The sequence below is a fragment of the Aquibacillus albus genome, from assembly GCF_016908325.1.
GTDB classification, from domain to species: Bacteria; Bacillota; Bacilli; order Bacillales; family Amphibacillaceae; genus Aquibacillus_A; species Aquibacillus_A albus.
This window is the reverse complement of record NZ_JAFBDR010000001.1, coordinates 321,269-345,781: the sequence shown is the minus strand read 5'-3', so window position 1 is coordinate 345,781 and position 24,513 is coordinate 321,269. Positions and strand designations below refer to the sequence as shown.

Here is a 24,513-nt window from a genome sequence, read left to right as displayed (position 1 = left end):
AATATAACTAGAAAGCTTGGCTTATCGTTAAAGAGATTCCTTGAAAGTGCTATTTACTTTCTTCGAAGCCCTTGTACTCTAAAGTGCATGTCCTATTGGCGATAAGCCTTCGTTTTACTTATAAACTGATTTTTCACTATCAAAACAGTTAAATACAGACTATAATATAAAATAGTACAATACATAATATTCTCTGTCAGGAGGAATGCATTATGAAAATGGAACATGTGGGGATTATGGTCAATGACATGGACGAATCTTTAGCGTTCTATCAAAATATCCTCGGTTTAGAATTAAGAAATAGAGAATGGTTAAATGACACGATTGAGCTTGCCTTTTTATTTTTTCCAGAACAGCCAAGCGTAGAGGTAGAACTTGTCTACGGCAGACCATTTGAAAACGAAGGAATCGTGAACCACTTGGCCTTTACTGTTAAAAACATTGAAGCTGAACTCGCACGCTTTAAAGAAGCGGGTATCAAATTAGTAGATGAAGAACCTCGAATCATTTTAAATGGTACAGTGAAGATAGCGTTTTTCGAAGGTCCGAATGGTGAGAAGCTGGAACTTGTGGAAAGATAAGGATGCTAAGGCGACAGGTTCCACATGGACCTCTTAGTTTACTGTGATATTTAGCCTTAGTTTGACTGAAATAGTAATAATTAAATTGAGGAAAGCCGAGTGGCAGCAACCACTCGGCAACGTAACTACAATAGCGCATAATAATCGGTTAACCTAATGTTTGTTATTTTATCAAGAGAAGTAATCGTTATCCATTGGTCGTGGGGGTTACTTCTTTTTATATAGGTAGACACCGATAGTAATGTTTTAAGTTGTCTATGCACAACTAATAATTCCAAGTCTATTCACATCTACTTACCCAAATACAGGTAACACTATTACATTGATTTGTGCACTAAATTTCTTATAAATATAGGAAATGATTGTTTATATTTAATAACCCGAAAATTCTTCTACCCGGATGTTGTTTTCATCAACTCCCATTTCAACGAGCAACTGATGCATATCTTTGACCATTTTAGGAGGACCGCAGAGATAGTATATCGGAGCGCTAATATCTGATACATATTTTTGGATCATATCAGTGTCAATCAAACCTCTTTCTCCAGTCCATTCATTGGGTTCGGTATTCGTCATTACGGGGACAAACAAAAAGTTGGAGTTCTTTTCTTCAAATCCCTTTAAATCCTCCATGAACGCCGCATCTTGAGGCTTTTTGTTCGAATACAATAAGATGAGATTGTGGGGAAACTGTTCATTTGTAGCCTGAGCAATAATGCTCCGTACCGGTGTAATGCCGATACCTCCGATTATAAATACAGCCGGTGTAGTTTCATCATGGTGCAAAGTAAACTCTCCGCGGGGCTCATCAAATTCCACCTCTGTACCAGGCGTGAATTCTTCCAGCATCTGTTTAAAAGCCGAATCGGATATACGAGTGGCCGTCATAACAGCTTCTTCATATGGAGCGGTTGCTATTGATAAAGCACGTTCTTTGCCTTCCTCGTCAGTTAATTTTGGGTTAATTAGGGTCATAGTACAATATTGTCCAGCTTTATATGTAAACCCATGTGGCTTTTCCCAATAAAAGGCCATTGTGTCATTCGCTATCGTTTGTTTTTTCCGTAATTTTGCTTTATATTTTTGCTGCATTTGTTCTTACACTCCTTTCCTGGTAAAAGTATTCCTTCACTCTGGGCATCAGTTGTTTCCTAACGCTTCTATCTCATATACTTTACCATCTTAACGTGTAATATATACCCAAAACTTGCATTAAAAAAGAACAATCTCTTGCTAAATTTGCAAATTAGTCCATGTATGATAAGTACATATTGTTTCATGAGACTATGCTTATATAACACGCATATCAACTCTTTTAATAACATACATTTATTAAGTATTAATAAATCTTTACATCTTTTATCTTGAGATAACCTAACTGAGAAAGGATGACCTCTATGTATATTCACGTGGTACAATCAGGAGATACCTTATGGAGGATTTCTCAAAGATATGGAGTGGCCATGGATCAAGTTATCGCTGCAAATCAAATAACCAATCCTAACCAACTGGTCATAGGACAATCGTTAGTAATACCAGAATCTGCTCGATATCATATCATTCAACCTGGTGAATCATTGTGGAGTATTGCCCAGGGATATGGGGTAACAATCGAGTCTATTATTAATGAAAATCAAATAGAAGATCCTAATTTAATTTACATTGGACAACGATTAAAAATCCCGTCTGACTTTCACATTTTAAAAGCTGGTGAAACACTTTGGGCTATTTCTATAAAATATGGCGTTCCAATCCAAGAAATAGTTCGTGTAAATCGAATTGCTGATCCATCACAGATTTATCCCGGACAACGACTGATTATTCCAGAAAAAACGAAGCCGCTTATCGAAGTAAATGCATATATCACAAGATTGAATGAAAGTGGTCAGCAAATAGTAAGAGAGATTGGTGACTATTTAACTTATATTAGCCCATTTAGTTATCAAGTGAAAGCTGATGGATCAGTACGAAATCTAAATGATACAGAGTTATTGAATGTTGCAAAGGTTGAAAATGTAGCACCCCTAATGGTTTTAACCAATTTTATAGAGGGTGAATTTAGCTCAGATCTTGCACACGAAATTTTTATTAACCCATCTGTTAAAGAAAAATTGTTAAATAACATCGTACAAATTATGCAAGAAAAAGGATATATTGGACTAAATATTGATTTTGAATATATATATCCACAGGATAGAGAGAACTATAACGCATTTTTACGACAAGTAGTTAATCGTCTACATCCATTAGGTTATTCAGTGTCTACTGCAGTGGCACCAAAATACTCCGCTGAACAACAAGGGCTGTTATATGAAGCCCACGATTATGCTGCCCATGGGGAAATCGTCGACTTTGTCGTCATCATGACCTATGAGTGGGGATGGTCTGGTGGTCCACCGATGGCAGTAGCTCCGATTAATGAAGTACGACAGGTAATTGAATATGCTCTTACTGAAATACCAAGTAATAAAATTGTGATGGGTATGCCTTTGTATGGCTATGATTGGACACTACCATATGTAGAAGGTGGTCCTTGGGCTCGAACATTAAGTCCACAAACAGCTGTTGAACGGGCTGCTCAATATGGAGTTTCCATACAATTTGATGAAAAAGCACAGTCACCCTTCTATCATTACTATGATGAACAAGGGAAAGAGCATGTCGTTTGGTTTGAAGACGCTCGAAGTGTGCAAGCAAAGTATGATTTGGTAAAAGCGTTAAATTTACGGGGAGTAAGCTATTGGGTTCTAGGAAATCCATTCCCGCAGAATTGGCTTGTACTTGCAGACAACTTCCGGATTCAAAAATTTTAGCAAGGGAAAATTAATAAAAAAAGAGTTGTTGATCCAATTGATCTTTCAACTCTTTTTTCGTCTGTCATTTTTTCTTTTGTTATGTACAAAATTGTTTTTTGGCATGATGACGCGCCATAATGTTAACAGTTATCAGCCGTGATCCATTACAACACTTGCGTCATTAAGTGATAATGTCATTTCGTAAAAATCAATGAGCTGTCGTGAAGGTCTTGCCCAGCTATATCTTTCAGCTTCATTCCTTGCATTTATTTTCATTTGATTGAAAAGATTTTTATTATATAATTGTTCAATTGCTAAATTCATACTTCTAACATCTTCATTTTCATACAAAATCCCTGTTTTACCCTCCTCAATTTGTTCCATCGTTGGTTCACTTTTTGCTGCAATTACAGGTAATCCTGACGCCATTGATTCTAAAATTACAAGCCCGAGTGTCTCTGTTGTAGATGGAAACACCATAGCATCAGCAGAAGCAAACGCAGACGCTAATTCTTGCCCATGTAAAAAGCCAGTAAACGTAGTATTAGTATCCAGAAAGATTTCTTCTAAGCTGTCTCTTTCTGGTCCATCACCAACAATTGCAAGATGAATATCATCTCTTTCTTTTAGTAACGGATGTAGTTTATGGATTTCTTTTTCTGCCGCTAATCGTCCCACAAATAAAAGCAATTTTTTATCCTTGTTTCCTTTGGAAAGACGTTCTCTCATTTCACTACTATAATGATCTGGATGATATTTATTGACATCTACACCTCGTTGCCAAACATGTACATTAAAGAAATTTTTATTTAACAATTCTTTTTGAACCGCTTCAGAAGTACAAAGGTTTAAGTCAGCTTTATTGTGTAACTTCCGGAAATAACTCCAACACAAAGGCTTTAGTAGTTTTAAATGATAATAGTCAAAATATTTTGGAACATGTGTGTGATACGACGCAATTAATGGATATCCTAACTTTTCTGCATAATAAACACCTGAAGCCCCTAGTATAGCAGGATTAACAACATGAATAAGATCAGGCTGGTGTTTTTCTATTATTTCCTTTACCTTCGTTTGTGGCAAAGAAAACGGCCGATAACGATAAAAGGGTAACGTTGTTGCTTTGACCCCTTCAATCACTGCTCCTTCATATTCATATACTCCTAAGTCAGGCGCAATCACGACTACTTCATGCTTGTTTTTACGTAAATAGCAAATTGATTGTGTCAAACGGGTTACTACTCCATCAGTTGATGGCAAAAAAGTTTCTGTAATAATTAGTATTTTCAAAACGAAAGTGCTCCTTTTCTACTTCCACGAAATTGATGGCATGACATTTTCCTTTATAACTTTTTCTTTATCATTTAATATTGGAATTCAGATACCTTTAAAACATCATCTGTTAATAAGTTTGGTTCCACTCTTTCAACACGTTCTTCTAAATTATTATAAAATATATTCCATTATAAAGAAATTATAATGGTTTATTTTTTATATACATTTTACATTTCATTTACAAACTTACTTTGTATAAAATTATTGATGACATGATTGAATGCTTGCCATTTCTTTGTAGGAACTTGATGGAGTGAATTTCTTACAATTGCAATTTCTGCATCAGGACAGGAATGATAGTATTTTTTGTGTTTGTTTATCCAAAAAGCTTGCTGGCCATACACGGTTAATAATGGTGACTTCACACTTTGTAGTTTCTGCACACAATCGTAGTACAGCGTTTCTTCATAAAACTCTAGCCAGTTACTTACATCACTTTTGCAAATATGCTCAAATAATGCTTTACGATATACTGTCCTTTTAGCATGACTAAAAGCTAAGACATTAGCAAGGGATTCAGGGGAAGCTTTTAATAAACTCATTCCTAATTTGTACTCTACTTTCAATCCATTAGTGGCTACCTTTGGATAGCCACCGGATAAAAGAATTGCTTTTGTTTTATTTGGATAGGTGAATGCAAACTCTTGAGCAATCATACCTCCAGCTGAATAACCACATATGATCGCCTCATCCAATTGCTCGTTGTCTATAATCATTGATAGCTCATCAACAAATTGCTTTATAATACTAGTATGGTTACGAGATGGTGTAGAATCTCCATGTCCACTTAAGTCAGGTAAGATTATTTTAAAACGATTTGCTAATCGCTTTTGGTATTCAAATGTAATTTTACCCATACCTGGTGGATGAATAAAAATAATTGGAAGACCTTCACCATATATTTCATAGTATGTGATTCCATCGGTGCGTTCGATATATTGCATGTTTTCTCCTTTCAATGCTATGCAAAATATTCATTGTTATATTTTTTTAAAGGCTGTTGAGCCGGCCCCTCAACTACTTCCCCGTTTATATTAAATCTTGACCCGTGGCAAGGACAATCCCAAGTACGATCTCCCGCGTTCCAATTCACTTCACAACCCATATGTGTACAAGTCGTATCAACAATATGAGGTTCGCCATTATTATCTCGATAAACACCTGCTCTTCTTCCATTAATTCGTACTACTTTCGCTTCATCTCTATTCACATCATCTATGTTTGCAGTCGTATATTCAAGCTTTCCTTTGATAAGGTGTTTGGCAACATCAGCGTTTATACTAGAAAATTTTTTAATATCTGGATCTGCATGAAACCGAGAAGGTGAATATAAAGAACGATACTTGTTTTCTTTCGATGTGATAATATCAGCAAGCAATTTTGCGGCTATCGTTCCGTTCGTCATTCCCCACTTTCTAAATCCAGTTGCTATTAATACTTCAGGTTGATCTTCGGTTACTTGTCCGATAAAGGGTACCTTATCCAACGTGGTTAAATCTTGTGCAGACCAACGATATTGGTAATTTTTAATGCCAAATGTTTCATTTGCAAATTGTTCCAGCGCCTCGTAATGCTCAATCGTTGATTTCCCTTGACCAGTTTTATGGTTATCGCCACCAATTAACCATAACTCCTTCCCATTCAATGTAGTAGAACGAATCGATCTAGTTGGATCTTCTGCATTAATATACATTCCGCCTGGAAATTTTTTGTCAGTGTCTATTGCAATGATATAAGAACGCTCAGGATACATTCTCGAAAAGTAATAACCTTCTCCTCCATAGAATGGATAATGAGAAGCAGCAACTACTCGGTCACAGGTAATTCGATATCCCTCTCTCGTCAAGATATTCGGATGATCACCATTAGCGACATCGATTGCGGTAGTGTTCTCATAAATCAGTCCACCATTTTCTTTCATGTAATCAACCAAAGTCTTTAAATATTTCAAAGGATGAAACTGAGCTTGATTTTTCATTACAATTGCTGACTTAATCGGAATATCAAACGGGATTTCTTTTGTAATTTCACCTTTAATTCCGAGTTTGTCGTAAGCTTTTTTTTCACTTTCTATTTTGCTAATGTAGCGATCAGAATTTGTATAAACATAAGCATCTTCTATAGAAAAGTCACACGAGATGTTATGCTCGTTGATTCGTTCTTGAATAAAATCCATCGCTTCTGTGCATGCCTCGTAATAAAGCTTTGCCTTTTCTTCACCAATATGTTGTATCAATTCGTCATAAATAAGTCCGTGCTGAGCTGTTACTTTCGCTGTAGTATGACCGGTAGTACCATTTAATAAACGTCCAGCATCGATCAGTGCAACCTTAAGCCCTGCTTTGACCAATAAATAGGCAGTAGTAATGCCAGTAATCCCACCGCCAACGATTCCGATATCAGCATGTATGCTTTCTTCTAATTTAGGAAATTCAGGTATATGTATAGACTCTCTCCAATAGGGCTCTGGATAAGTTGGAACAGTATAGTTCTTTTCATTGTTATTTGCCATAACTATCCTCCTGTAAACTTTTATAGGTACACGTACTTTCCGTTTATTTTTTCACAAAAAACTATTTTCATGTATATGGATTATCGTTAATCTATTCAGTTTCTATGTGTTACGATAGGCTTAAAGGCTCTAGAATCCGATGTGGAGGTGATAGTATGTATAGAGTACATATGATTGTAAGTGGACTTGTTCAAGGTGTTGGGTTTAGATACACTACACAACAACGAGCGAAAGAAATCGGGGTATATGGATGGGTAAGAAATCTGTCGGATGGTACGGTTGAAGTAGAAGCTGAAGGCGACTCCAAAAAGGTTGACCAATTTATAGAAATGATTAAAAAAGGACCGAGACGTTTTATAACAATTGATAATGTTCAGATTACCACTTATTCTGATATAAAGGATTATAGCTCGTTTGATATCGTATAATTAAGAAAGGCCAAACGCCCATAGCCTTTAAAAAGCCGCTAATGTCTTCATTAGCGGCTAAAAAGGATAACGACTCTAAATTCTTTAATTTTCTTCAAAAAACTTACGATTTAAAGCAATATATTCATGCTCATCGTCAGGTACTTCATCTTCCATATGAATTGCCTCAACAGGGCAAACTGCTTCACACGCACCACAATCAATACATATGTCAGGATCGATATAAAACATATCTTTTCCTTCTTCTATACAATCTACCGGGCAAACCTCTACACATTCCCCTGCTTTTTCTTCTTTACAGGGTGAAGTTATTACGAAAGCCAAGAAAAATTCCTCCTTTATTTTATATACCATTAATTTCTAGTATTAATGCATCATGTAACATTATAGCTTATTTATTCCTTTATAGAAAAGGATTTTTCATTATTTACCGTTTATTATGTGTAATTAATCCATTTAAAAGCGTAAAAATTAAATCCTTATCTAGTTAAATAATTCATTAATTAGCAAATTTTTAATAAGTATTGAAAAAATGAGTGCAGGTTGCACTCATTTTTTCAGCCTTTTAGGAAATGATATTATAAATAAAATTTTCTCTATCATAGATCTATATTGAATTGTCCCACAATCGTTTAACCGTAAAACCAGCATTACTTTTTTCAATCATATATACATCTGGATTAGTAATTGTTTTCCAATGTTCATATCCGAAGTCTTCTTGAAATTCGCCTAGGAGAATTGCGAGTAAATTTCCGTGAGTAACAATTGCTGCATTTTCACTACTTTCATCTTGCATCAATTCATTAACTACCTGGATTGAACGAGACAAAGCATCATTTGAAGATTCACCACCTGGTAGTCGAAAGTCCCGATCTGAAAAAGACTTCTCTAGTACATCCATCCAATCGTCTATTGGGGCCTCACTCAATAATCTTTCTTGCAAACGATGATCTATTTGAATCAAGAGATTATTGTTTTCAGCATAAGGCTTAATACTTTCTCGTGCCCGAAGGTAAGGACTCGTAATAATTCGGTCTATAAAAAAACTGGACTGTTCAATAAAATTTGATAATCGTTTTGATTGTTTAATCCCTTGTTTTGTTAATGGTGAATCCTTATGTTGTCCCTCAGCATGACAATGGCGAATCATGAATAGTCGTTTCACTCTATCATCTCCTAAACTTGGCTTTAACAAAATTATTTAGGTTATTAGGTAACAAGTCAAGTGTTATTCTATCATTCTGTCCTTTTTTTCACCAAATATTCTTAAAAATTTGTAAATAACTCCTTTTCATTAGGCTATGATAAAGGATAGTGTTGATATTTTAAGTCTTAAAAAACTAACCAATCCTCTAACAAGGTCTGGTTAGTTTTTCGACGTTAAATTTCTTCAAAATATTCCTTTTTAAAACCTGCAACTCTATTAGAATTATCAATAATAAAATAAAATTCATCTGTTTCATTTTTCACTTCGTAAGTTTTTCCAGGAGTAAGCATTGTATCGACGACAAACTTTTTTGCATCTGCATGTACACATTTTAAGTGTTTAATGGTTTGATTTTTCTCCCAACTTTTATGAATCATCTGCAAACCAGCTCCTTATTTAAATATTCACGAATTTTTCTTTTTTGATTCATTAATTATTCTCTATTATTGTATCATATTTAACTTTTTCTTTCTCTTCACCTCGAAAGTTTACATAATAAAATTATCTTCAACTTCCGGTTTGCTGTTTTTGATAGCTCTTTATTTTTCCGATAATTAGCTTAAGAACCATAGGTAAAATTAGTACAATGGTTAATAACCGAATCATTTGTAGAGAACTAACGATGGAGGGGTCTCCCCTTACAGATTGAGCAGTTACCGCCATCTCAATCAATCCTCCAGGTGCAAAACTTAAAATAGATGTTGCTATATCTATATTTGTAATAACAGAAAAAATATAACCAAAACTAAAGGATAACAAAACAATCAATAGTGTTAATCCAAAATAATACAGACAATATTTACCGGCTTTTGTTAAGTCACGAATAGAAATAGATTCCCCTAAATGTACACCAATTGCTACTTGTGCACATATATAACAGTAATTGGGCAACTCAAATAATGGTAAATCTATGATTTGGACAGCACCTACAACGAGCATTGGTACAATGACAAGTGCAGCAGGAACTTTGTATTGAAATCTTAAAGCTATAAAATAAATTGCAACATAAACAACAATGGTCCAGAGAGGTCCTTGTTCCATCGGAGTACTAAAAGCGACTGATGGACCTTCACCAGAAATAAACAAATGAGTCGCGGCAAATGGTACGGTGAATAATACTGTAATTAATCGTATGGTTTGTAAAATGGTCACCAGTGCTGTATTTCCTTCTAATGAATCACTTAATGCAATAATTGCCGAAAGTCCTCCAGGGACACTTCCTAACATACTAGTAGTTACATCTACAGGTATCCATTTTGTTAGTAGAAAGGCACTTACTAGACTTATAGCGATAATAATGATTGTTAACAACGTAAAAGGGATAAGATATGGGATTACATGAGTTAACGTGGCTGAAGTAAACGTAGTTCCTATTTGAATTCCCATGATTGTAAAGCTTATCTTTCTTAATGACAAAGATGATTCAATGGAGCGAAGAATAAAAGTTTTCCATAAGAGTAATACAGTTAAGGGGCCGAGAATCCATGGTAATGGTAATTGTACAATGCTAAATAACCATCCACCAACAAAACCAATAATATAAGTGATACAAAGACGTTTCAGATAGGCGCAGTCCATTTAAGAAAATCCTTCTCTCATTATTAATCAAAAATAATTTTTCGGTTTCCATGACCAACCGATCATAGCTACTAAAATCATAACAGACCAGAATATAGTATTCCATAAAGATGAATCAGGAAAATGTTGATCAATAATGTTAAGCTGAGGATGAGCCAATGTATGGATTCCTAATTTAACGGCGACCCAACCGACAATTATGTATGCAGCCGTTTCAAGTCCGGGTCTCCGTTGCAGAAGTCCAACGATATAGGAAGCAGCTATTCGAATAAGAATGAGTCCAATCATACCGCCAGACAATACTACTAGAAATTGACCTCCATCCATTCCACCAATGTCTGGCAATGCAGTACTCTCTAGGGTGGTAGATAACGCTACTGCCGCCAAAATCGAATCTACTGCAAAGGCAATATCTGCTAATTCTACCTTAAAGACAGTTGGCCAAAAACCTAGTCTTCTATTAGGCTGAGATTCTGTAACATTTGTACTTGCATGCTTTTTAAAGATAATTTTTAATAGGTTATTAATGGATATAAAAAATAAATAGATTGCACCTAAGGCTTGTAGTTGCCAAATATCAATTAGATGAGAAATAAAAAACAGTGAACTAAAGCGGAAAATGAAGGCTCCGCCTAAGCCGTACAATAATGCTTTCTTTCGTTTGCTTTCTGGTAAATGTTTTACAATTAAAGCCATTACTAATGCATTATCAGCAGCTAATAATCCTTCAAGGCCAATTAATACTAATAATGTCCACCCATATTCAATCAGAACACCAGAATCCATGAAACAACCTCGCTTTATTGTTCAATTTAAAATATCACTTCATTAAATTGATTTTAATGAAAACCCCCTGCCCAATTTGTTTGGCAAGGGGTTCATTATTCCTATGATTTGTCTTCATCAAACAAATACGCTAAATATCCATATCCTTCAGCTTCCATCTTATGCTTAGGGATGAAGCGCATAGCAGCTGAATTCATGCAGTAACGTTGACCACCTCGATCCACAGGTCCATCATCAAAAACATGTCCCAAATGAGAATCTGATTCATTACTTCTAATTTCAATTCGTCTCATCCCATGAGATGTATCCATATTCTCTTTTAGATGATGCCTGTCGATTGGTTTAGTAAAGCTTGGCCACCCGCAGCCTGCATCATATTTATCAAGTGACGAAAATAATGGTTCTCCACTAATAATGTCAACATAAATACCGTCTTCATTATGATCCCAATACTCATTTTGAAATGGTCGCTCCGTACCATTCTCTTGTGTTACTTGGTATTGTATTGGGGTTAGTTTTTGTTTTAACTCACTTTTATCATATTTTTTAGACCAATGATTCTTTATAAAATCTTCTCTTCCAGAACCCTTTTTATATAAACGATAATGAAACGATTGCTTTTTATAATAGTCTTGATGTTTTTCCTCAGCTCTGTAAAATGTCTTGGCCGGTAATATTTGCGTAGCAATTGGTTTATTGAATTTTCCACTCTCTTCTAATTTACGCTTAGATTCTTCTGCTAGAACCTTTTGTTGTTCATTATGATAGAAAATAACAGTCTGATAAGATTCTCCTCTATCATTAAATTGACCGCCTGGGTCTGTTGGGTCAATTTGTTTCCAAAAAATATCAAGTAATTTTTCGTATGGGAAAATCGTGGGGTCATACGTAATCTGTATAGCTTCCACATGTCCAGTCGTATTCGAGCATACTTCTTCATAAGTAGGGTTTTCTGTTTCACCACCTGTGTAACCTGAAATAACTTGTTTTATTCCAGGCCTTTGATCAAATGGTTCAACCATACACCAGAAACAGCCGCCAGCAAAAGTTGCTAATTCGATTTTTTCAGTCACTGCAATATCTCCTCCTATATTTAAATAATTCTTTGTCTCATTTTTTACGATAAAGGTCAGAAAATCAAGCATTACGAACGCGATAAAAAGAAGTCAGTACATTTACTATTAGATGTATTTCCATAAAACTTTAATAATTAGATAAATAGCTTTGGTGTAGATTCACCTGATGACTTACTCGATTTGACTTTTTGTTTTATTTCGGATAATGTTTCCATTTTATTTATATTTTCCTCTTTAATCTCTATTTTATTATGACTTGATTCATCTATGTCTTTTTTTGAAAATTCTTCCTCTTGCATGTCTTCATCTTCTTCAGTGGTTTCTTCATCCTCCGTTTCATTGAACGCTTTTAGCATTCGAATCATGGTTGGTAAGTTTTTAACCATTGGTCCATATTGACGAATGATCGGAGTTGCAGACTGAGCTAACTTTAATGCCTGTTGTACATTCCCTAATTTATCTGCGATACCTGCACCGCTGTTCAACCCTTGTGCTCCACCAGAATTGAATAAACGTTGAATTATCCCTTGAATACCACCAGTTCCTGGCTGTGTAAACTGTTGGGGACCAGGCATTTGTGGACCAAATCCAAAAAAAGGCGATTGATTCATATTTGGTATTTGTTGATTAAAATTATTACCAGGCGGAAAAAACATACGTATCCCTCTTTTCTCATTTTTCTGTCACTTTAGTGTACGTATTGATATTAATTCGGTGTAGGCGTTTATAATGCCCGCAATAAAAAAGCAGGCTAATGCAAGCCTGCTTTTTTAAAAATTGATCTGCAATAATATCTGCTGTAATAATTAACACTTAACACAATCCCGAACAACACAGCTGAAACAAGTGCTATGAACTTGATTACTTATGGCAATGTTATGAAAATTAATAATCCTTCTTATTTCCTGGGCAAGCGCATAAATTTACTTAATCCGATTTACCCAAGTGCTTGATTTGTCGTTAATTGACATTATACAAAGAAACAAGTTGATATTTGCAGATAGTCTCCTTATCATTCCAAATTAACTCGACAATTTTCCCACATCCGATTGGGGCAGAATCGTCATGTCTGCTTATTTCAATTCGTTGATTAATTGGAAAAAATTTGTATTGATTAAACCTAATTTCAAACATATTTTTTTGATTTTTTAATCGCTTTTCCTTACCATGGGTTACAAGTCTCCACTCAATAATTAGAGGCATCGACATAAACAACCCTCCAAATGTCCTTTTCTATAATATATCTTACGCGTCAGCACCTTACTTTAGAAATAAATTTTTACATATATAATGAATCATGGCTATGAGAAGTTTGATTATCCGAATCCGTTTGAAAATCTACTAATTCAAATGGAAAATCAATATGATATTTGGATAAAATAGCAGCATTTTTACGAAAAGCATTCTTATACTCATCCATTTGTTTATTGGATTTAGCTAGCTCCTCCAATATAGAAGAAATGGTTTGAATAGCAGCTGTTACCTCCATTATTTCTATTAAGCTAAGGTCCTTTAAGTTAGGTATTTCCATTAAATTAAATTCTTTTAACTTTTTTATGTAAGCTTGTGAAAAAAAATAAGGAAAAATGGTTTCATATAATTTCTGTATTAATTCTTTAACATAAGTCTGTTGCTCTGGAGTCGATGCTGTAATGATCTTCATATTTAGTCCTCCCCTAAAAATTTGGACATTTGGTTTTTGTACTTTTTATGAATAAATTGGAATGAAAATTGTCCCCTTATCCTCAATTAACAAAGGGAACAAGAATTAGCCTTATTTAACTATAACATGTAACGAATTATTTTTTTAAGGAGTAATTATTGGCAATATTTATAAGGAATCAAATGTTCATTTCCATTTGGCATTATTATCTTAAAACAAGAACACTCGTTCCTGTTCTGTTGAAAAAGAACGAGTGTTCGATTATAATTGTGACAGGGGTGATATCAAATGGTCAATGATAGAGGGACTATTAAGTGGACTTCATTAATGCTGCCAGAGCATGTAGAAATGTTAAGACAATTGTGGTCAGAGGATCAAAAAACACACAAGCCAGTACTAGATGAGCATCAGTTAGAAGAAATGAACCAAAGACTTAATCATGCAATAACAAGTAATGCAGCTATAACTATCACTTATTACCGAGACGATAACTATCATATCTGTCATGGCTTTATACAATCGATTGATTCTAAAAACCGTCAATTAGTAATTAAGAATCCAGAATCTTCCCAAAAAGTAACTGTTTTACTATCAGAAATCATAAATCTTTAGAAACAAGAGACTGTCCCAAAAGCGAAGGGGCAGCCTCTTCATTTATACTAACTATTTACTAGATAGTCATCCCATAGTTTGTCAAAAACTTGCACTGCTTCTACAAACGGAACATTCCATTCTAAATATCTGCTAATTTCATCATAAGAGGCAGAATGCTTAGGGAAATCATGATCTTCAAACATCCAATCTGCTAAACGACTTTCGTCGGTAGGTTGCTTTAAACCACGATATCTCATCATATAATGATAGAATGAACGCATCGTTTCACCTCACTATCTAATTACTTTGTGTTCATCAATAACTTTTATATTTACGATTCATTCATAAAATTATCATGCTTTTCCTGTTTCTTTCGGAACACAATACCAGATAATACAACACTAATTTCATAAAGAATAATGAGAGGGATGGCAACAACTAACTGCAAAACAAAATCTGGAGGTGATATCATCGTTCCAATAATAATTAAAATGAAATAAGCATACTTCCTGCTTTTTCTTAAAAAAGTAGGCGTAAGTATCCCTAAACTAGTCAAAAACATAGTGATAATCGGTATTTCAAATAGAACAGCAAATGGCAAAGTAACACGTAGTAAAAAACGAAAATACTTATCTACCGTAAACATTTCGTTAAACATACCATCATTTAAAGAAAGTAAAAAAGGTAAAATAAGGCCAACAAAAACATAGTAACCAAAAGTGAGCCCAGCAACAAATAAAACAAAAATAGGTGGTATGTAAAACAAGGAAACTTTACGTTCAGATTTGGTTAAACCAGGACTAACAAACAACCAAATTTGTATACAAAGAAATGGAAGTGTACCGATACTTCCAACGACAAATGCCATTGTAAAATAGATCCATAAGATTTCTCCAGGACTTATCACGTTTAATGTGAACTCTAAATCCTTTACAAAAAAAGCATAAATATCTTTTACAAACATAAAACCAGTCACAAAGAAAATCAAAAACACAATAGCTGTCCAAATTAATCGTTTTCTTAATTCAGAAAAATGATCTAAATAATTCATCTCGTTTTGCTCAGTAAACTGGTCCCCATTGGACATCGTCATCCTCCCTCCTTTCAAAAACGAGTACGCAGAAAAGAAGATGTAAGGTACGTCCCTTACACCTTCTTACTTTTTATTGTCATCTATTTTGTTCGATTCATCATCCGATACAATATCCCTTGTAGCCTTTTTAAACTCTTTTAATGAGCTTCCAACAGCCTTTCCTATTTCAGGAAGCTTTGATGGGCCAAAGATAATAAGAGCAATAATTAAAATTAAAATCAAACCAGGAAATCCTATATTACTTAACATTTTTAATCACTCCTTTTAAACAACCCTATATAAAACAACATTATTTTGACTTATTTGTTTCCTCTTCTTCAGAAATTTCACGAGCTGAATGTTTAAATTCACGTAAGGTTTGTCCAGTTGCCTTTCCTATTTCAGGCAATTTTTTTGGTCCGAAAACGATAAGCGCAATAATTAAAATTAATATTAAACCTGGTATTCCAATTGTTGAAAGCATTTCTTCACCTCAAACTTTAAAAGTAATTACATACGCTTTTTATTGCAATTTCCCTACATTATACAGATATTTAAAATCCCTGTCTATCTTTTAAAAAACGCATGAAAAAATAAATTATTTTCGATCGTATTGAATAAAATAATAATCGTATGGATTTTTTTCGTCCTTTATTCCTTTTACTCGGTTTGTTTCTATCCATTCGCTTTCATCGTAGGTTGGAAAATACGTATCACCTGGGAAGTCTTCATCTATATACGTCACATACATACGGTCAGCTACAGCAAGTGCTTGTTTAAATATTTCCCCTCCACCAATAATAAAATATTCTACAGTTGGGTGTTGTCTATTCCATTCAAGTACTGTTTCTAACGAGTGAATTACTGTACAGTTTTCTTGAGAATAAGAAGGGTCCCTTGTAACAATAACATTTTTTCGATTTGGCAAAGGACGTTTTATCGAATCGAATGTTTTCCTTCCCATAATAATCACATTGTTTGTAGTAAGCTCTTTAAAAAACTTTAAATCTTTTGGTAATCTCCAAGGTAGATCATTTTTATATCCAATTACTCGATTTCGATCCATAGCAACAAGCAATGAAATCATAATATTTCCTCCTTTAACCACACAACTAAACGGCAACAGGCGCTTTTAAAGGTGGATGAGGATTATAGTCACTAATCGTAATATCCTCCATTTCAAAATCGAAAATAGAGGTTTTTTCCTCATTTAACTTTAAATTAGGCAATGGCTTAGCTTCTCTGCTTAACTGTGTACGAATTTGCTCTAAATGGTTCAAATAGATATGTGCATCTCCAAGCGTATGCACAAAATCACCTACTTGTAAACCACATTCGTGTGCAATTAAATGTGTTAATAAGGCGTAACTTGCTATATTGAAAGGTACACCTAAAAATACATCACCACTACGCTGATATAACTGACAAGATAGCTTGCCATTAGCAACAAAAAATTGAAACATTGTATGACATGGAGGAAGAGCCATATTTGAAGGAACATCTTCTGGATTCCATGCGGTCACAATATGGCGTCTAGAATCCGGGTTATTTTTAATTGCTTCAATAACAGTCTTTAATTGATCAATCGTATCTCCTTTAGAGGTTTCCCATGATCTCCACTGTTTACCATAGACAGAGCCAAGATCTCCAAATCTTTCAGCAAATGCAGCATCATTTAAAATCTTTGACTTAAATATTTCCATTTGTTGCTTATAAATTTCATTAAAATCAGGATCTTTTTGACTCCTTAAGCCAAAATCATGCATATCTGGTCCTTTATAGTCTTCGCTTTCTACCCACTTTTTAAAAGCCCATTCATTCCAAATATTATTATTGTGTTCAAGTAGATAGCGAATATTAGTATCACCTTTGATAAACCATAATAATTCACTGGCAATGAGTCGAAATGGAACTCGTTTTGTTGTTAGTAATGGAAAACCATCCCCTAGAGGAAAGCGCATTTGATGGCCAAAAATCGATAACGTACCAGTGTTAGTTCGATCATCTTTTTTTTCTCCATCATTTAATATCATCTTACAAAGTTCTAAATAGGCTTGTTCACCTGTAGTCATCCAAAATACTTCCCTTCCGTACAAACAATATTACTGCTTAATAAAAATAATTTGGTTCAATTTCGTTTCCATTTAATTGCTGAAATCTTTCAAAAAAGGCATATGTTAACGGTGCTTTGTTTCTCATCTCATAATTAGATCGTTTACTATAATAATAGTAAGCAAACATCTCTGAAAAATATTCAGATGGATATTGTATAAAGTAATCCTTTTCAGGAAACATTTCGTGAACTTCTTCTTTCCAAATAAACTCTATCTTTTCAGCAAATCTTTCGTTTGTCAATAAAAGACGATAAACCGTGTGTCCAATTTCATGCAATTCTAGGTTTATAGAACCATGACCACTACCAGGCATGCTCGCACCAATTTTTGCTGAAATTAACCAATTACCGCCTGCACCTGGTACATCATCCCACGTAATATCTTTCTCCCAGCCGCGGGGTTTTTCGCCTCTTAAATGAAAAAGTAATGGTTCATCTGTCAGGCTTCCTTCAAATAATCTAATTTTAACTCCTTGGTTCACAAGCAATTGTAAAACAGATCTATCGATTCGATTAATTCGATTTAACATAACTGTTAAGGACAACGTATTCTCAATGTTCTCGGGAATAACAACTAAATTGTGTAATAAATCATAATTCGAGAGTGATTGTACTGAAAAACCTTTGTCATTACCGATTGCTTTCTGTAGCATTACTCCACTGAAGGGTTTCGTTATATCAACGAAAGGAAGAAATGAAAACAACAAAATGATTATCGATACTTTCAAGTTTTTATACCAATGCTTCATCATGTAGCCGAAAAACATAAGATAATTACTTTTTCATTTGTAGATATAAAATAGGTACTTTTATTGTAACATATTACAATTATGTTTCGTTTATATTATTCCATCATATTCTGTTTTTTTGAACATACACCTTGTTAAGAAGATACTAAAGGAAAGGGGATTTTTTTATGCTTACACAGGGAAGTGTTCAACAAATAATGAAACATTCCATGGCTTATGGGTTTGTTATAAGCCAGCCTTTTTCCTATTATGTGGATGCATACCCTATGTTACAAAACGAGGTATTAGCTCAAGCAAAAGAACTTGAATATGGTGAGCATAGTGATGCTGTGCGAGTTCTTCAACATAAATTAAATCAACTGTCCTACTATGATAAGGAAATCGATGGAGAATATGGTGTTCTTACCGAATATGCATTAAAGAAATTCCAATACGAACATGACTTAACAGTTACAGGTCAAGCAGATATTGAAACGCTTAGCGTTATTAAACGGGTAGAAAAAGAAAAGTATTTGCAGCCTTTAACTTCAATTAAAGAAACCTATCATCCTGGAGATAAAGGCGAAGATATTGCTAAGTTACAAGAAGCTTTATATTATTTCGGCTACTACAAAGCGGAAGTTGACGGAATATATGGTCCAATAACAGATCAAGCCTTAAAAAACTTTCAACGAGACGAAGGACTTGAAGTGGAAGAAGAAATTAACGAAAAAATTGTAAATAAAGTTTTCACAGCAGAATCTACCACAGATTCGACCAGTCAGGAATCAAAATCAACACCAAAACAAACAACACAAACGCAAGAAAAGAAAACAATCTCTAAAAAGGTACAAAAAGTTCCTGAAGAGGCAAACTATGCTGTTTCAGAACTTATAACAGTTGCAAAACAACATATAGGAACTCCGTATATATGGGGTGGAACGACTCCTAATGGCTTTGATTGCAGTGGTTATATTAAATATATATTTAAAAAGCTTGGAATTCAATTGCCTAGAACGGTTTCTGAAATCTGGAATATTACAAAACCTGTAAATAACCTGTCAGTTGGCGATTTTGTATTTTATCAAACGTATAAGCCAGGACCTTCTCATATGGGAGTGTATCTTGGAGATGGAAAGTTCATCCACGCAGGGGAATCAAGAGGTGTTGAAATAAGTGAAATGAGTGATTCTTACTGGACACAAAGATACTTAGGAGCAAAACGCTTAACAATACAAAAATAATGATAAAATCAGACCTTTTCGTAATGCTTAGAGGTCTGATTTTTTTTCATTTATGTTCCATTCATAATAAAACTGTTTTAGAAACACAACCATCATTTCATGTCTATCATTTGCTATTTCTTGCGCCGTTTTAGTATTCATTAAATCCTTAAGTTGTAGGAGCTTATCATAGAAATGTTGAATCGTTGCTGTATCTTTAAATTCCTTATCTTCTGCGTGTATCAAGCGATCATGTGCCCCACCAAACGCAAATGCTCTTGCAATACCAATGGCCCCCATGGCATCCAATCGATCCGAATCCTGGACAATTTTTCCCTCTATAGAATGAGGAGTTTTACCTTTACGAAAAGAAACATTACTAATTATCTCGTTAATTATTGTTACTTGCTTTGGTGACAAATCAATGCAAGATAAAAATTCATTCATTTCCTCTATTGCAATAGCTGGATTAGAAAATAGCTTTTTATCACCAATATCATGTAACCACCCAGACACTTCTGCAACAAAAGGATTCGCTTGTTCTTTTAGCGCTATTTTTTTAGCCATTTTTGCTACACGTTTCATATGATTATAGTCATGTCCAGTTGGATCGTTGTAAAATTTTTGCTTAACATAGGTTTCTATTTTATCTAACTTTGTTTGAGTGTCCATGATTGGTCTCCTAATCAAAATTTTATATCCCTAAACATTTGTAATAATCATATTATATCTATTATGAAGAGGCAATAATGTTGAATCAATCAAATTGACTTTACAGATGACTTGTTCATAAAATTTTAAGCTTGTTAATTGCCGGTGTATTAAAAAAAATTTACTTTATTTTAAGATATTTAACTCCATTCCAAATATCATAATGTTCGTGTTTCTTCGTTTTAATTAAAATAATACTGATATTATCCCTATGGAATCCAAAACCTGTTATTCATTCATAATATTAGCAAATCAGCTTCGTAAACGGACAGTTAATTAATATCGTATTATTAGATAAATTAACTGGCAAATCGTTCGTATTTCATTCATTTCAGGCTATCATGAGGTTCCTTGACTAAGAAAATAAAAAGCGTTATATTTAAATCAAGCAAAGAAGGCGTTTGGAATCATTATTTACAAGTAGCTTCTATAGAAGTAAGGTGAATTTTGATCCTTCGCTTCTATGGAAGCTACTTTTTTCGTTGTCCGATTGTCTTTTTTGTATTATCACACGTAATACGTGAATGTTTTTAGGAGGATTTTTTACATGCAAAACGGTGTAGTAAAATGGTTTAATGCAGAAAAAGGTTATGGTTTTATTCAAGTGGAAGAAGGAAATGATGTATTCGTACATTATTCCGCAATCGAAGGCGAAGGATTCAAAACACTAGAAGAAGGTCAATCCGTTACCTTTGAAATCGTTGAAGGCGATCGTGGACCACAAGCATCTAATGTTGTAAAACAATAATTTTATACTATATGGGCGGTAATCACTGGGATTACCGCCCTTTCTTCTTATTAGATTATGTATAATGGATGACTAAAGGAGAATGATCAATGCTGGAAATATATACAGACGGAGCATCTAGCGGAGACCCTGGACCAAGTGGTGCAGGTGTTTATATAAAAAAGAACAACAAACAAGAGGAGCATGCGTTTCATTTAGGAACTATGTCAAATCATGAAGCTGAATTTTGGGCCATTATTAAAGCGATACGACTGTGTAAAGAGCACTATCCAAATGAAATATTGTCGATTCGATCTGATTCAAAATTAGTGGTTGATATGATTGAAAAAGAATTTACGAAAAATGAAAGGTTTGCACCATTACTTGAAATAATTTTAACAGAAGTAACAACATTTCCTTATTTTTTCATTAAGTGGATTCCAGAGAAGCAGAACAAAAATGCAGATCGGTTAGCTAGAAAAGCAATACATCTGAAATAATTGTATTTATGCGAATCCTTTTTCCTTTAATAGTGCGTATGCTTCTTTTGTTGAGTAAATAGCTTCTTGATTAAGAAGCTCTAAAAGACTTATATAGAAACTGCCATCGAAAGTCTGCTGAAACTGTAATGTTGTCTTCAAAGACAAAATAACTTTCCAATCAGGGGCGTTTGTGAGCTTTTTACCAAAATAAATAAAACGCACCTGATCATCATTCAGTTTAAATCCCTTTGTCCATAAATCTTCTAGATAGTTTGCTAGTCTATTTTTATTATTCATTTAAGGGTCACCTCTACTGTGCTAAAGAATTTAAACCCTCCACTTCATTAAACTAATACTATTATAAATCAACGAACATTTGTTTGTCTACTTAATAGCTTATTCTCTTGGCATTACATCTAATAATGCTTGTTCTTCAATGGGAATTCTAATTTTAAGCAGAACCAAGTGGATCAAAGGAAATACTATAGCAGTTAGATAAGCATTAAAAAGTAATGGAATGATTAACAATTCTATGGCAACAATGAAATAATTCGGGTGTTTTAAAAAGCGATACGGTCCTTTTCTAATTAAAGCAGCACCTGGCAAAATAATAACCTTAGTATTCCAATGTCGACCTAAAGATACAATACACCAATACCTAAACAACTGAGTAGCAATAAATATACCAAATAATACAGGCGAAACGGAAAATGGTTTGGAAGATAGTAATAGCCCTTCCACAAGAAGAAAGATAAAGAAGGAACTATGTGTGTATATAAACCACTTATAATGATCTTCTCCAACCTCATAGGCCCCTTGTTTTTCCATCCATTGTTCATTTTTTCTTGCAAGAAGTAATTCACCTAACCGTTGAGCAATTAAATAAATGAAAACAATCCACAAAACATATGACATTATTCCCACTCCAAGCTGATTAATTCTGAACTAAACCCCGGACCGAGAGCTGAAATGATACTTTTTGTTCCTTTCGTCACATCTTCCTTCATCCATTCTTTTAGAATATAAAAAATGGTTACGGACGACATATTTCCATGGTTTTCTAATATTTGATAGGAGTAATGAAGGTGTTCTCGTGTAATTTGTAATACTTCTTCCATTGCTTCTAACACCTTTTTTCCCCCTGGATGTGCAACGTAAAAAGGGATTTGATTAGTGGAAAGTCCGCTTTCATATAAAAAATCAAACACATGCTGTTTCCAAAATGTACGAACTAATTGCGGAATACTTTTTGCAAATACAACTTCAAAACCATTATTTGTAATGTCCCAGCCCATCACATCAAGAGCATTCTTTTTTGTACGTGTACTCGTCTTTTTTATGCTGGGGATACTTCCACAACCTTTCGTTAAATAAGGAGATTGTTCTCCCAATACTAATGTTGCAGAAACCCCATCCCCAAATAGAGCCGTACCAATAAAGTTACTTTTCTTGTCATCATCTTTTTGGAAAGTTAAACTGCATAGCTCTACGTTTACCAATAAAACAGCCCCATTTGTATAATAAGATAACCATTCATGCGCTCTTGCAAGCCCGTTAACACCTCCTGCACATCCCAATCCCCAAAGTGGAATTCTGACAATATCCTCTCTAAAATTTCTTTCATTTATTAGGTGTGCATCAATAGAAGGTGTGGATATGCCTGTACTTGAGACAAAGATAATTGCATCGATAGCATGATATGGAACTGCTTCTGTCAAGTTCTCTCCTTTTGATAAACATTCGTCAATTGCATGTAAGCTATGAACGATTGTTTTCTCTTTATATAACTTGTTTCTTTCTTTAAAGGAATGTGATTCCAAAAACCAAGATGAATCAACAACAAATTGACGCTCAAAAATATTTGCATGATCAAATACTGGTAGAAGTCGCTCTATTTCTCTATCCGATTTTGAAAATATTTCTTTCACTAATTTTTTTATCTCCATCTGTTTCAAATGATATTCTGGTATGCTAGTACCGATTGTTGCTATGTATGACATACAAACTCACCTTTTTTTGTTTAGCATGCCCATCTTATCATTGATTATAAGCTTATCCGGCGACATCAATCATTGAAAAGTTCATAAAGTGTTTTTATCCTTTTCGAACTCGACTAAAAGCCATAGATTGTCATTCCACCGTCAACAAATAATGTTTGTCCAGTAATATAATTACTAGCATCCGAACCTAGAAATACTGCCGTACCTGCTAGCTCTTCTAGTTTACCAATTCGATTTAAAGGTGTACGATCCAAAATGTCGCGGACATAATCTTCATCCTCAAGAAGCTTTTCAGTTAATGAGGTAGGAAAATACCATGGACCAATGGCATTTACATTTATTCCGAGCTTCCCCCACTCCATTGCTAGATTTTTGGTCATTTGTATTAAAGCGCTTTTGGTCATAGCGTAAACAACGCCAGTCCGTAATGCAACATGTCCGCCAACAGATGAAACATTAATAATTTTACCAGGATTTTCTTTGTCCATTCTTTTAGCAGCAGCTTGAGCTAAGAAAAATGAACTTTTCATGTTCGTGTCAATAATTTGATCCCATTCTTCCTCCGTCACATCCATTGCTTTACTGCGAACATTTATACCAGCATTATTGACCCAGATATCGATTGGCTTATCACCAATTAATTGATCAACTTCACTTATGATTTTACGATAGTCTTTTATATCACTGCTAATTGTGTATGCTTGTCGACCATACGCTTCCACTTCTTCTTTTACTTGTTCAAGTCCATCTTTTGATCTTGCAATTAACACAATATCCGCACCCGCTTCAGCGTATGCTAATGCAATAGCTCTCCCAATTCCTTTTGTTGCTCCTGTAACTACTGCAAGCTTACTTTGAAGCATAAAGTTTGGCAAATACATTTAAATCTCCCCTTTTTATTA

The 24,513-nt window shown here is 34.4% G+C and carries 32 protein-coding genes; 7 read left to right on the top strand and 25 right to left on the bottom strand.

Translation table 11 applies throughout. The features are described 5' to 3' along the window. Positions 1-212 precede the first annotated feature (212 nt). A complete protein-coding gene (locus JOC48_RS01905) occupies positions 213-581 on the top strand; it encodes a VOC family protein (RefSeq protein ID WP_204497349.1) in 369 nt (122 codons plus the stop codon). Between the two features lie 372 nt (positions 582-953). Here the strand turns inward: JOC48_RS01905 and JOC48_RS01900 are convergent, their stop codons facing one another. Beyond that, entirely contained in the window at positions 954-1,673 is a 720-nt protein-coding gene (locus JOC48_RS01900; protein ID WP_204497348.1) for an FAD-dependent oxidoreductase, read from the bottom strand. 305 nt (positions 1,674-1,978) lie between these two features. On the opposite strand from JOC48_RS01900, the gene JOC48_RS01895 reads away from it, so the two are divergent. Continuing rightward, positions 1,979-3,394: a glycoside hydrolase family 18 protein gene (locus tag JOC48_RS01895; RefSeq protein ID WP_204497347.1), complete on the top strand. Its 1,416-nt coding sequence runs from the start codon at positions 1,979-1,981 to the stop codon at positions 3,392-3,394. Between the two features lie 132 nt (positions 3,395-3,526). Here JOC48_RS01895 and JOC48_RS01890 read toward each other — a convergent pair whose 3' ends face one another. From JOC48_RS01890 to JOC48_RS01880, 3 genes are all read right to left on the bottom strand, one after another. Continuing rightward, the gene (locus tag JOC48_RS01890; RefSeq protein ID WP_204497346.1) at positions 3,527-4,666 is read right to left on the bottom strand and encodes a glycosyltransferase family 4 protein; all 1,140 of its coding nucleotides are present in this window, start codon (positions 4,664-4,666) and stop codon (positions 3,527-3,529) included. A 212-nt stretch (positions 4,667-4,878) separates the two neighbouring features. After that, a complete protein-coding gene (locus tag JOC48_RS01885) occupies positions 4,879-5,655 on the bottom strand; it encodes an alpha/beta fold hydrolase (RefSeq protein ID WP_204497345.1) in 777 nt (258 codons plus the stop codon). A 17-nt stretch (positions 5,656-5,672) separates the two neighbouring features. Then, a complete protein-coding gene (locus JOC48_RS01880) occupies positions 5,673-7,223 on the bottom strand; it encodes an FAD-dependent oxidoreductase (protein ID WP_204497344.1) in 1,551 nt (516 codons plus the stop codon). Between the two features lie 155 nt (positions 7,224-7,378). Between JOC48_RS01880 and JOC48_RS01875 the strand changes: the two genes are divergently transcribed. After that, complete coding sequence (locus tag JOC48_RS01875) at positions 7,379-7,651, top strand: acylphosphatase (RefSeq protein ID WP_204497343.1); 273 nt, start codon at positions 7,379-7,381, stop codon at positions 7,649-7,651. 84 nt (positions 7,652-7,735) lie between these two features. Here the strand turns inward: JOC48_RS01875 and JOC48_RS01870 are convergent, their stop codons facing one another. The 9 genes from JOC48_RS01870 to JOC48_RS01830 form a co-directional block, all read right to left on the bottom strand. Next, complete coding sequence (locus JOC48_RS01870; RefSeq protein ID WP_204497342.1) at positions 7,736-7,975, bottom strand: indolepyruvate ferredoxin oxidoreductase subunit alpha; 240 nt, start codon at positions 7,973-7,975, stop codon at positions 7,736-7,738. A 283-nt stretch (positions 7,976-8,258) separates the two neighbouring features. After that, the gene (locus tag JOC48_RS01865) at positions 8,259-8,816 is read right to left on the bottom strand and encodes a histidine phosphatase family protein (RefSeq protein ID WP_204497341.1); all 558 of its coding nucleotides are present in this window, start codon (positions 8,814-8,816) and stop codon (positions 8,259-8,261) included. A gap of 215 nt (positions 8,817-9,031) precedes the next feature. Beyond that, a complete protein-coding gene (locus tag JOC48_RS01860; protein WP_204497340.1) occupies positions 9,032-9,235 on the bottom strand; it encodes a DUF6501 family protein in 204 nt (67 codons plus the stop codon). Positions 9,236-9,365: 130 nt separating this feature from the next. Next, positions 9,366-10,436, bottom strand: a complete 1,071-nt coding sequence (locus JOC48_RS01855) for an AbrB family transcriptional regulator (RefSeq protein WP_204497339.1) — start codon at positions 10,434-10,436, stop codon at positions 9,366-9,368. Positions 10,437-10,463: 27 nt separating this feature from the next. Further along, positions 10,464-11,222, bottom strand: coding sequence for a TerC family protein (locus JOC48_RS01850; protein WP_204497338.1), 759 nt, complete (start codon positions 11,220-11,222; stop codon positions 10,464-10,466). A 101-nt stretch (positions 11,223-11,323) separates the two neighbouring features. Beyond that, positions 11,324-12,295: a peptide-methionine (R)-S-oxide reductase MsrB gene (msrB, locus tag JOC48_RS01845; RefSeq protein WP_338024213.1), complete on the bottom strand. Its 972-nt coding sequence runs from the start codon at positions 12,293-12,295 to the stop codon at positions 11,324-11,326. 137 nt (positions 12,296-12,432) lie between these two features. After that, on the bottom strand, positions 12,433-12,954 hold the full coding sequence (vrrA, locus tag JOC48_RS01840; protein WP_204497336.1) for a VrrA/YqfQ family protein: 522 nt from the start codon (positions 12,952-12,954) through the stop codon (positions 12,433-12,435). A 304-nt stretch (positions 12,955-13,258) separates the two neighbouring features. Next, complete coding sequence (locus tag JOC48_RS01835) at positions 13,259-13,507, bottom strand: DUF2584 family protein (RefSeq protein ID WP_204497335.1); 249 nt, start codon at positions 13,505-13,507, stop codon at positions 13,259-13,261. A 70-nt stretch (positions 13,508-13,577) separates the two neighbouring features. After that, entirely contained in the window at positions 13,578-13,961 is a 384-nt protein-coding gene (locus tag JOC48_RS01830; RefSeq protein WP_204497334.1) for a DUF5365 family protein, read from the bottom strand. A gap of 288 nt (positions 13,962-14,249) precedes the next feature. Here JOC48_RS01830 and JOC48_RS01825 point away from each other — a divergent pair, with 288 nt between their 5' ends. Beyond that, the gene (locus JOC48_RS01825; RefSeq protein ID WP_204497333.1) at positions 14,250-14,573 is read left to right on the top strand and encodes a YolD-like family protein; all 324 of its coding nucleotides are present in this window, start codon (positions 14,250-14,252) and stop codon (positions 14,571-14,573) included. Between the two features lie 47 nt (positions 14,574-14,620). Here JOC48_RS01825 and JOC48_RS01820 read toward each other — a convergent pair whose 3' ends face one another. The 7 genes from JOC48_RS01820 to JOC48_RS01790 form a co-directional block, all read right to left on the bottom strand. Beyond that, complete coding sequence (locus JOC48_RS01820) at positions 14,621-14,836, bottom strand: YozE family protein (protein WP_204497332.1); 216 nt, start codon at positions 14,834-14,836, stop codon at positions 14,621-14,623. A gap of 50 nt (positions 14,837-14,886) precedes the next feature. Next, positions 14,887-15,642: a twin-arginine translocase subunit TatC gene (gene tatC / locus JOC48_RS01815; RefSeq protein ID WP_204497331.1), complete on the bottom strand. Its 756-nt coding sequence runs from the start codon at positions 15,640-15,642 to the stop codon at positions 14,887-14,889. 69 nt (positions 15,643-15,711) lie between these two features. Next, the gene (gene tatA / locus JOC48_RS01810; protein WP_204497330.1) at positions 15,712-15,897 is read right to left on the bottom strand and encodes a twin-arginine translocase TatA/TatE family subunit; all 186 of its coding nucleotides are present in this window, start codon (positions 15,895-15,897) and stop codon (positions 15,712-15,714) included. 40 nt (positions 15,898-15,937) lie between these two features. Next, the gene (gene tatA / locus JOC48_RS01805) at positions 15,938-16,111 is read right to left on the bottom strand and encodes a twin-arginine translocase TatA/TatE family subunit (RefSeq protein ID WP_204497329.1); all 174 of its coding nucleotides are present in this window, start codon (positions 16,109-16,111) and stop codon (positions 15,938-15,940) included. A gap of 114 nt (positions 16,112-16,225) precedes the next feature. Then, a complete protein-coding gene (locus tag JOC48_RS01800) occupies positions 16,226-16,714 on the bottom strand; it encodes a dihydrofolate reductase (RefSeq protein WP_204497328.1) in 489 nt (162 codons plus the stop codon). Positions 16,715-16,739: 25 nt separating this feature from the next. Continuing rightward, the gene (locus JOC48_RS01795; RefSeq protein WP_204497327.1) at positions 16,740-17,699 is read right to left on the bottom strand and encodes a thymidylate synthase; all 960 of its coding nucleotides are present in this window, start codon (positions 17,697-17,699) and stop codon (positions 16,740-16,742) included. 37 nt (positions 17,700-17,736) lie between these two features. After that, the gene (locus JOC48_RS01790) at positions 17,737-18,492 is read right to left on the bottom strand and encodes an anthrax toxin lethal factor-related metalloendopeptidase (RefSeq protein WP_204497326.1); all 756 of its coding nucleotides are present in this window, start codon (positions 18,490-18,492) and stop codon (positions 17,737-17,739) included. Positions 18,493-18,656: 164 nt separating this feature from the next. On the opposite strand from JOC48_RS01790, the gene JOC48_RS01785 reads away from it, so the two are divergent. After that, entirely contained in the window at positions 18,657-19,712 is a 1,056-nt protein-coding gene (locus JOC48_RS01785; RefSeq protein ID WP_204497325.1) for a C40 family peptidase, read from the top strand. A 27-nt stretch (positions 19,713-19,739) separates the two neighbouring features. Here the strand turns inward: JOC48_RS01785 and JOC48_RS01780 are convergent, their stop codons facing one another. Then, positions 19,740-20,363 carry an HD domain-containing protein gene (locus JOC48_RS01780; RefSeq protein WP_204497324.1) on the bottom strand — a complete coding sequence of 208 codons (624 nt, stop codon included), beginning with the start codon at positions 20,361-20,363 and terminating at the stop codon, positions 19,740-19,742. A 586-nt stretch (positions 20,364-20,949) separates the two neighbouring features. Between JOC48_RS01780 and JOC48_RS01775 the strand changes: the two genes are divergently transcribed. Together JOC48_RS01775 and JOC48_RS01770 are read left to right on the top strand one after the other, a co-directional pair. Continuing rightward, positions 20,950-21,150: a cold-shock protein gene (locus JOC48_RS01775; RefSeq protein WP_204497323.1), complete on the top strand. Its 201-nt coding sequence runs from the start codon at positions 20,950-20,952 to the stop codon at positions 21,148-21,150. 89 nt (positions 21,151-21,239) lie between these two features. Next, positions 21,240-21,629 carry a reverse transcriptase-like protein gene (locus JOC48_RS01770; RefSeq protein ID WP_204497322.1) on the top strand — a complete coding sequence of 130 codons (390 nt, stop codon included), beginning with the start codon at positions 21,240-21,242 and terminating at the stop codon, positions 21,627-21,629. Positions 21,630-21,635: 6 nt separating this feature from the next. Here JOC48_RS01770 and JOC48_RS01765 read toward each other — a convergent pair whose 3' ends face one another. From JOC48_RS01765 to JOC48_RS01750, 4 genes are all read right to left on the bottom strand, one after another. Then, complete coding sequence (locus JOC48_RS01765; protein WP_204497321.1) at positions 21,636-21,908, bottom strand: DUF6123 family protein; 273 nt, start codon at positions 21,906-21,908, stop codon at positions 21,636-21,638. A 99-nt stretch (positions 21,909-22,007) separates the two neighbouring features. Beyond that, complete coding sequence (locus tag JOC48_RS01760; RefSeq protein WP_204497320.1) at positions 22,008-22,526, bottom strand: isoprenylcysteine carboxyl methyltransferase family protein; 519 nt, start codon at positions 22,524-22,526, stop codon at positions 22,008-22,010. Continuing rightward, the gene (locus JOC48_RS01755) at positions 22,526-23,611 is read right to left on the bottom strand and encodes a type III polyketide synthase (protein ID WP_204497319.1); all 1,086 of its coding nucleotides are present in this window, start codon (positions 23,609-23,611) and stop codon (positions 22,526-22,528) included. Before JOC48_RS01755 ends, JOC48_RS01760 begins: the two co-directional genes overlap by 1 nt. A 113-nt stretch (positions 23,612-23,724) precedes the next feature. After that, entirely contained in the window at positions 23,725-24,492 is a 768-nt protein-coding gene (locus JOC48_RS01750) for an SDR family NAD(P)-dependent oxidoreductase (protein WP_204497318.1), read from the bottom strand. Positions 24,493-24,513: the final 21 nt, after the last annotated feature.

What these genes read in the sequence shown, in the direction of transcription:
- JOC48_RS01885 (WP_204497345.1), bottom strand. Translation starts at nt 5,655, where the DNA reads ATGCAATATATCGAACGCACCGATGGAATCACATACTATGAAATATAT.
- JOC48_RS01900 (WP_204497348.1), bottom strand. Translation starts at nt 1,673, where the DNA reads ATGCAGCAAAAATATAAAGCAAAATTACGGAAAAAACAAACGATAGCG.
- JOC48_RS01850 (WP_204497338.1), bottom strand. Translation starts at nt 11,222, where the DNA reads ATGGATTCTGGTGTTCTGATTGAATATGGGTGGACATTATTAGTATTA.
- JOC48_RS01800 (WP_204497328.1), bottom strand. Translation starts at nt 16,714, where the DNA reads ATGATTTCATTGCTTGTTGCTATGGATCGAAATCGAGTAATTGGATAT.
- JOC48_RS01860 (WP_204497340.1), bottom strand. Translation starts at nt 9,235, where the DNA reads ATGATTCATAAAAGTTGGGAGAAAAATCAAACCATTAAACACTTAAAA.
- JOC48_RS01880 (WP_204497344.1), bottom strand. Translation starts at nt 7,223, where the DNA reads ATGGCAAATAACAATGAAAAGAACTATACTGTTCCAACTTATCCAGAG.
- JOC48_RS01760 (WP_204497320.1), bottom strand. Translation starts at nt 22,526, where the DNA reads ATGTCATATGTTTTGTGGATTGTTTTCATTTATTTAATTGCTCAACGG.
- JOC48_RS01780 (WP_204497324.1), bottom strand. Translation starts at nt 20,363, where the DNA reads ATGGACACTCAAACAAAGTTAGATAAAATAGAAACCTATGTTAAGCAA.
- JOC48_RS01775 (WP_204497323.1), top strand. Translation starts at nt 20,950, where the DNA reads ATGCAAAACGGTGTAGTAAAATGGTTTAATGCAGAAAAAGGTTATGGT.
- JOC48_RS01755 (WP_204497319.1), bottom strand. Translation starts at nt 23,611, where the DNA reads ATGTCATACATAGCAACAATCGGTACTAGCATACCAGAATATCATTTG.
- JOC48_RS01750 (WP_204497318.1), bottom strand. Translation starts at nt 24,492, where the DNA reads ATGTATTTGCCAAACTTTATGCTTCAAAGTAAGCTTGCAGTAGTTACA.
- JOC48_RS01790 (WP_204497326.1), bottom strand. Translation starts at nt 18,492, where the DNA reads ATGATGAAGCATTGGTATAAAAACTTGAAAGTATCGATAATCATTTTG.
- JOC48_RS01835 (WP_204497335.1), bottom strand. Translation starts at nt 13,507, where the DNA reads ATGTCGATGCCTCTAATTATTGAGTGGAGACTTGTAACCCATGGTAAG.
- JOC48_RS01820 (WP_204497332.1), bottom strand. Translation starts at nt 14,836, where the DNA reads ATGCGTTCATTCTATCATTATATGATGAGATATCGTGGTTTAAAGCAA.
- tatA (WP_204497329.1), bottom strand. Translation starts at nt 16,111, where the DNA reads ATGCTTTCAACAATTGGAATACCAGGTTTAATATTAATTTTAATTATT.
- JOC48_RS01855 (WP_204497339.1), bottom strand. Translation starts at nt 10,436, where the DNA reads ATGGACTGCGCCTATCTGAAACGTCTTTGTATCACTTATATTATTGGT.
- JOC48_RS01785 (WP_204497325.1), top strand. Translation starts at nt 18,657, where the DNA reads ATGCTTACACAGGGAAGTGTTCAACAAATAATGAAACATTCCATGGCT.
- tatC (WP_204497331.1), bottom strand. Translation starts at nt 15,642, where the DNA reads ATGTCCAATGGGGACCAGTTTACTGAGCAAAACGAGATGAATTATTTA.
- JOC48_RS01825 (WP_204497333.1), top strand. Translation starts at nt 14,250, where the DNA reads ATGGTCAATGATAGAGGGACTATTAAGTGGACTTCATTAATGCTGCCA.
- JOC48_RS01765 (WP_204497321.1), bottom strand. Translation starts at nt 21,908, where the DNA reads ATGAATAATAAAAATAGACTAGCAAACTATCTAGAAGATTTATGGACA.
- JOC48_RS01830 (WP_204497334.1), bottom strand. Translation starts at nt 13,961, where the DNA reads ATGAAGATCATTACAGCATCGACTCCAGAGCAACAGACTTATGTTAAA.
- tatA (WP_204497330.1), bottom strand. Translation starts at nt 15,897, where the DNA reads ATGTTAAGTAATATAGGATTTCCTGGTTTGATTTTAATTTTAATTATT.
- JOC48_RS01905 (WP_204497349.1), top strand. Translation starts at nt 213, where the DNA reads ATGAAAATGGAACATGTGGGGATTATGGTCAATGACATGGACGAATCT.
- JOC48_RS01875 (WP_204497343.1), top strand. Translation starts at nt 7,379, where the DNA reads ATGTATAGAGTACATATGATTGTAAGTGGACTTGTTCAAGGTGTTGGG.
- JOC48_RS01770 (WP_204497322.1), top strand. Translation starts at nt 21,240, where the DNA reads ATGCTGGAAATATATACAGACGGAGCATCTAGCGGAGACCCTGGACCA.
- JOC48_RS01795 (WP_204497327.1), bottom strand. Translation starts at nt 17,699, where the DNA reads ATGACTACAGGTGAACAAGCCTATTTAGAACTTTGTAAGATGATATTA.
- vrrA (WP_204497336.1), bottom strand. Translation starts at nt 12,954, where the DNA reads ATGTTTTTTCCGCCTGGTAATAATTTTAATCAACAAATACCAAATATG.
- JOC48_RS01895 (WP_204497347.1), top strand. Translation starts at nt 1,979, where the DNA reads ATGTATATTCACGTGGTACAATCAGGAGATACCTTATGGAGGATTTCT.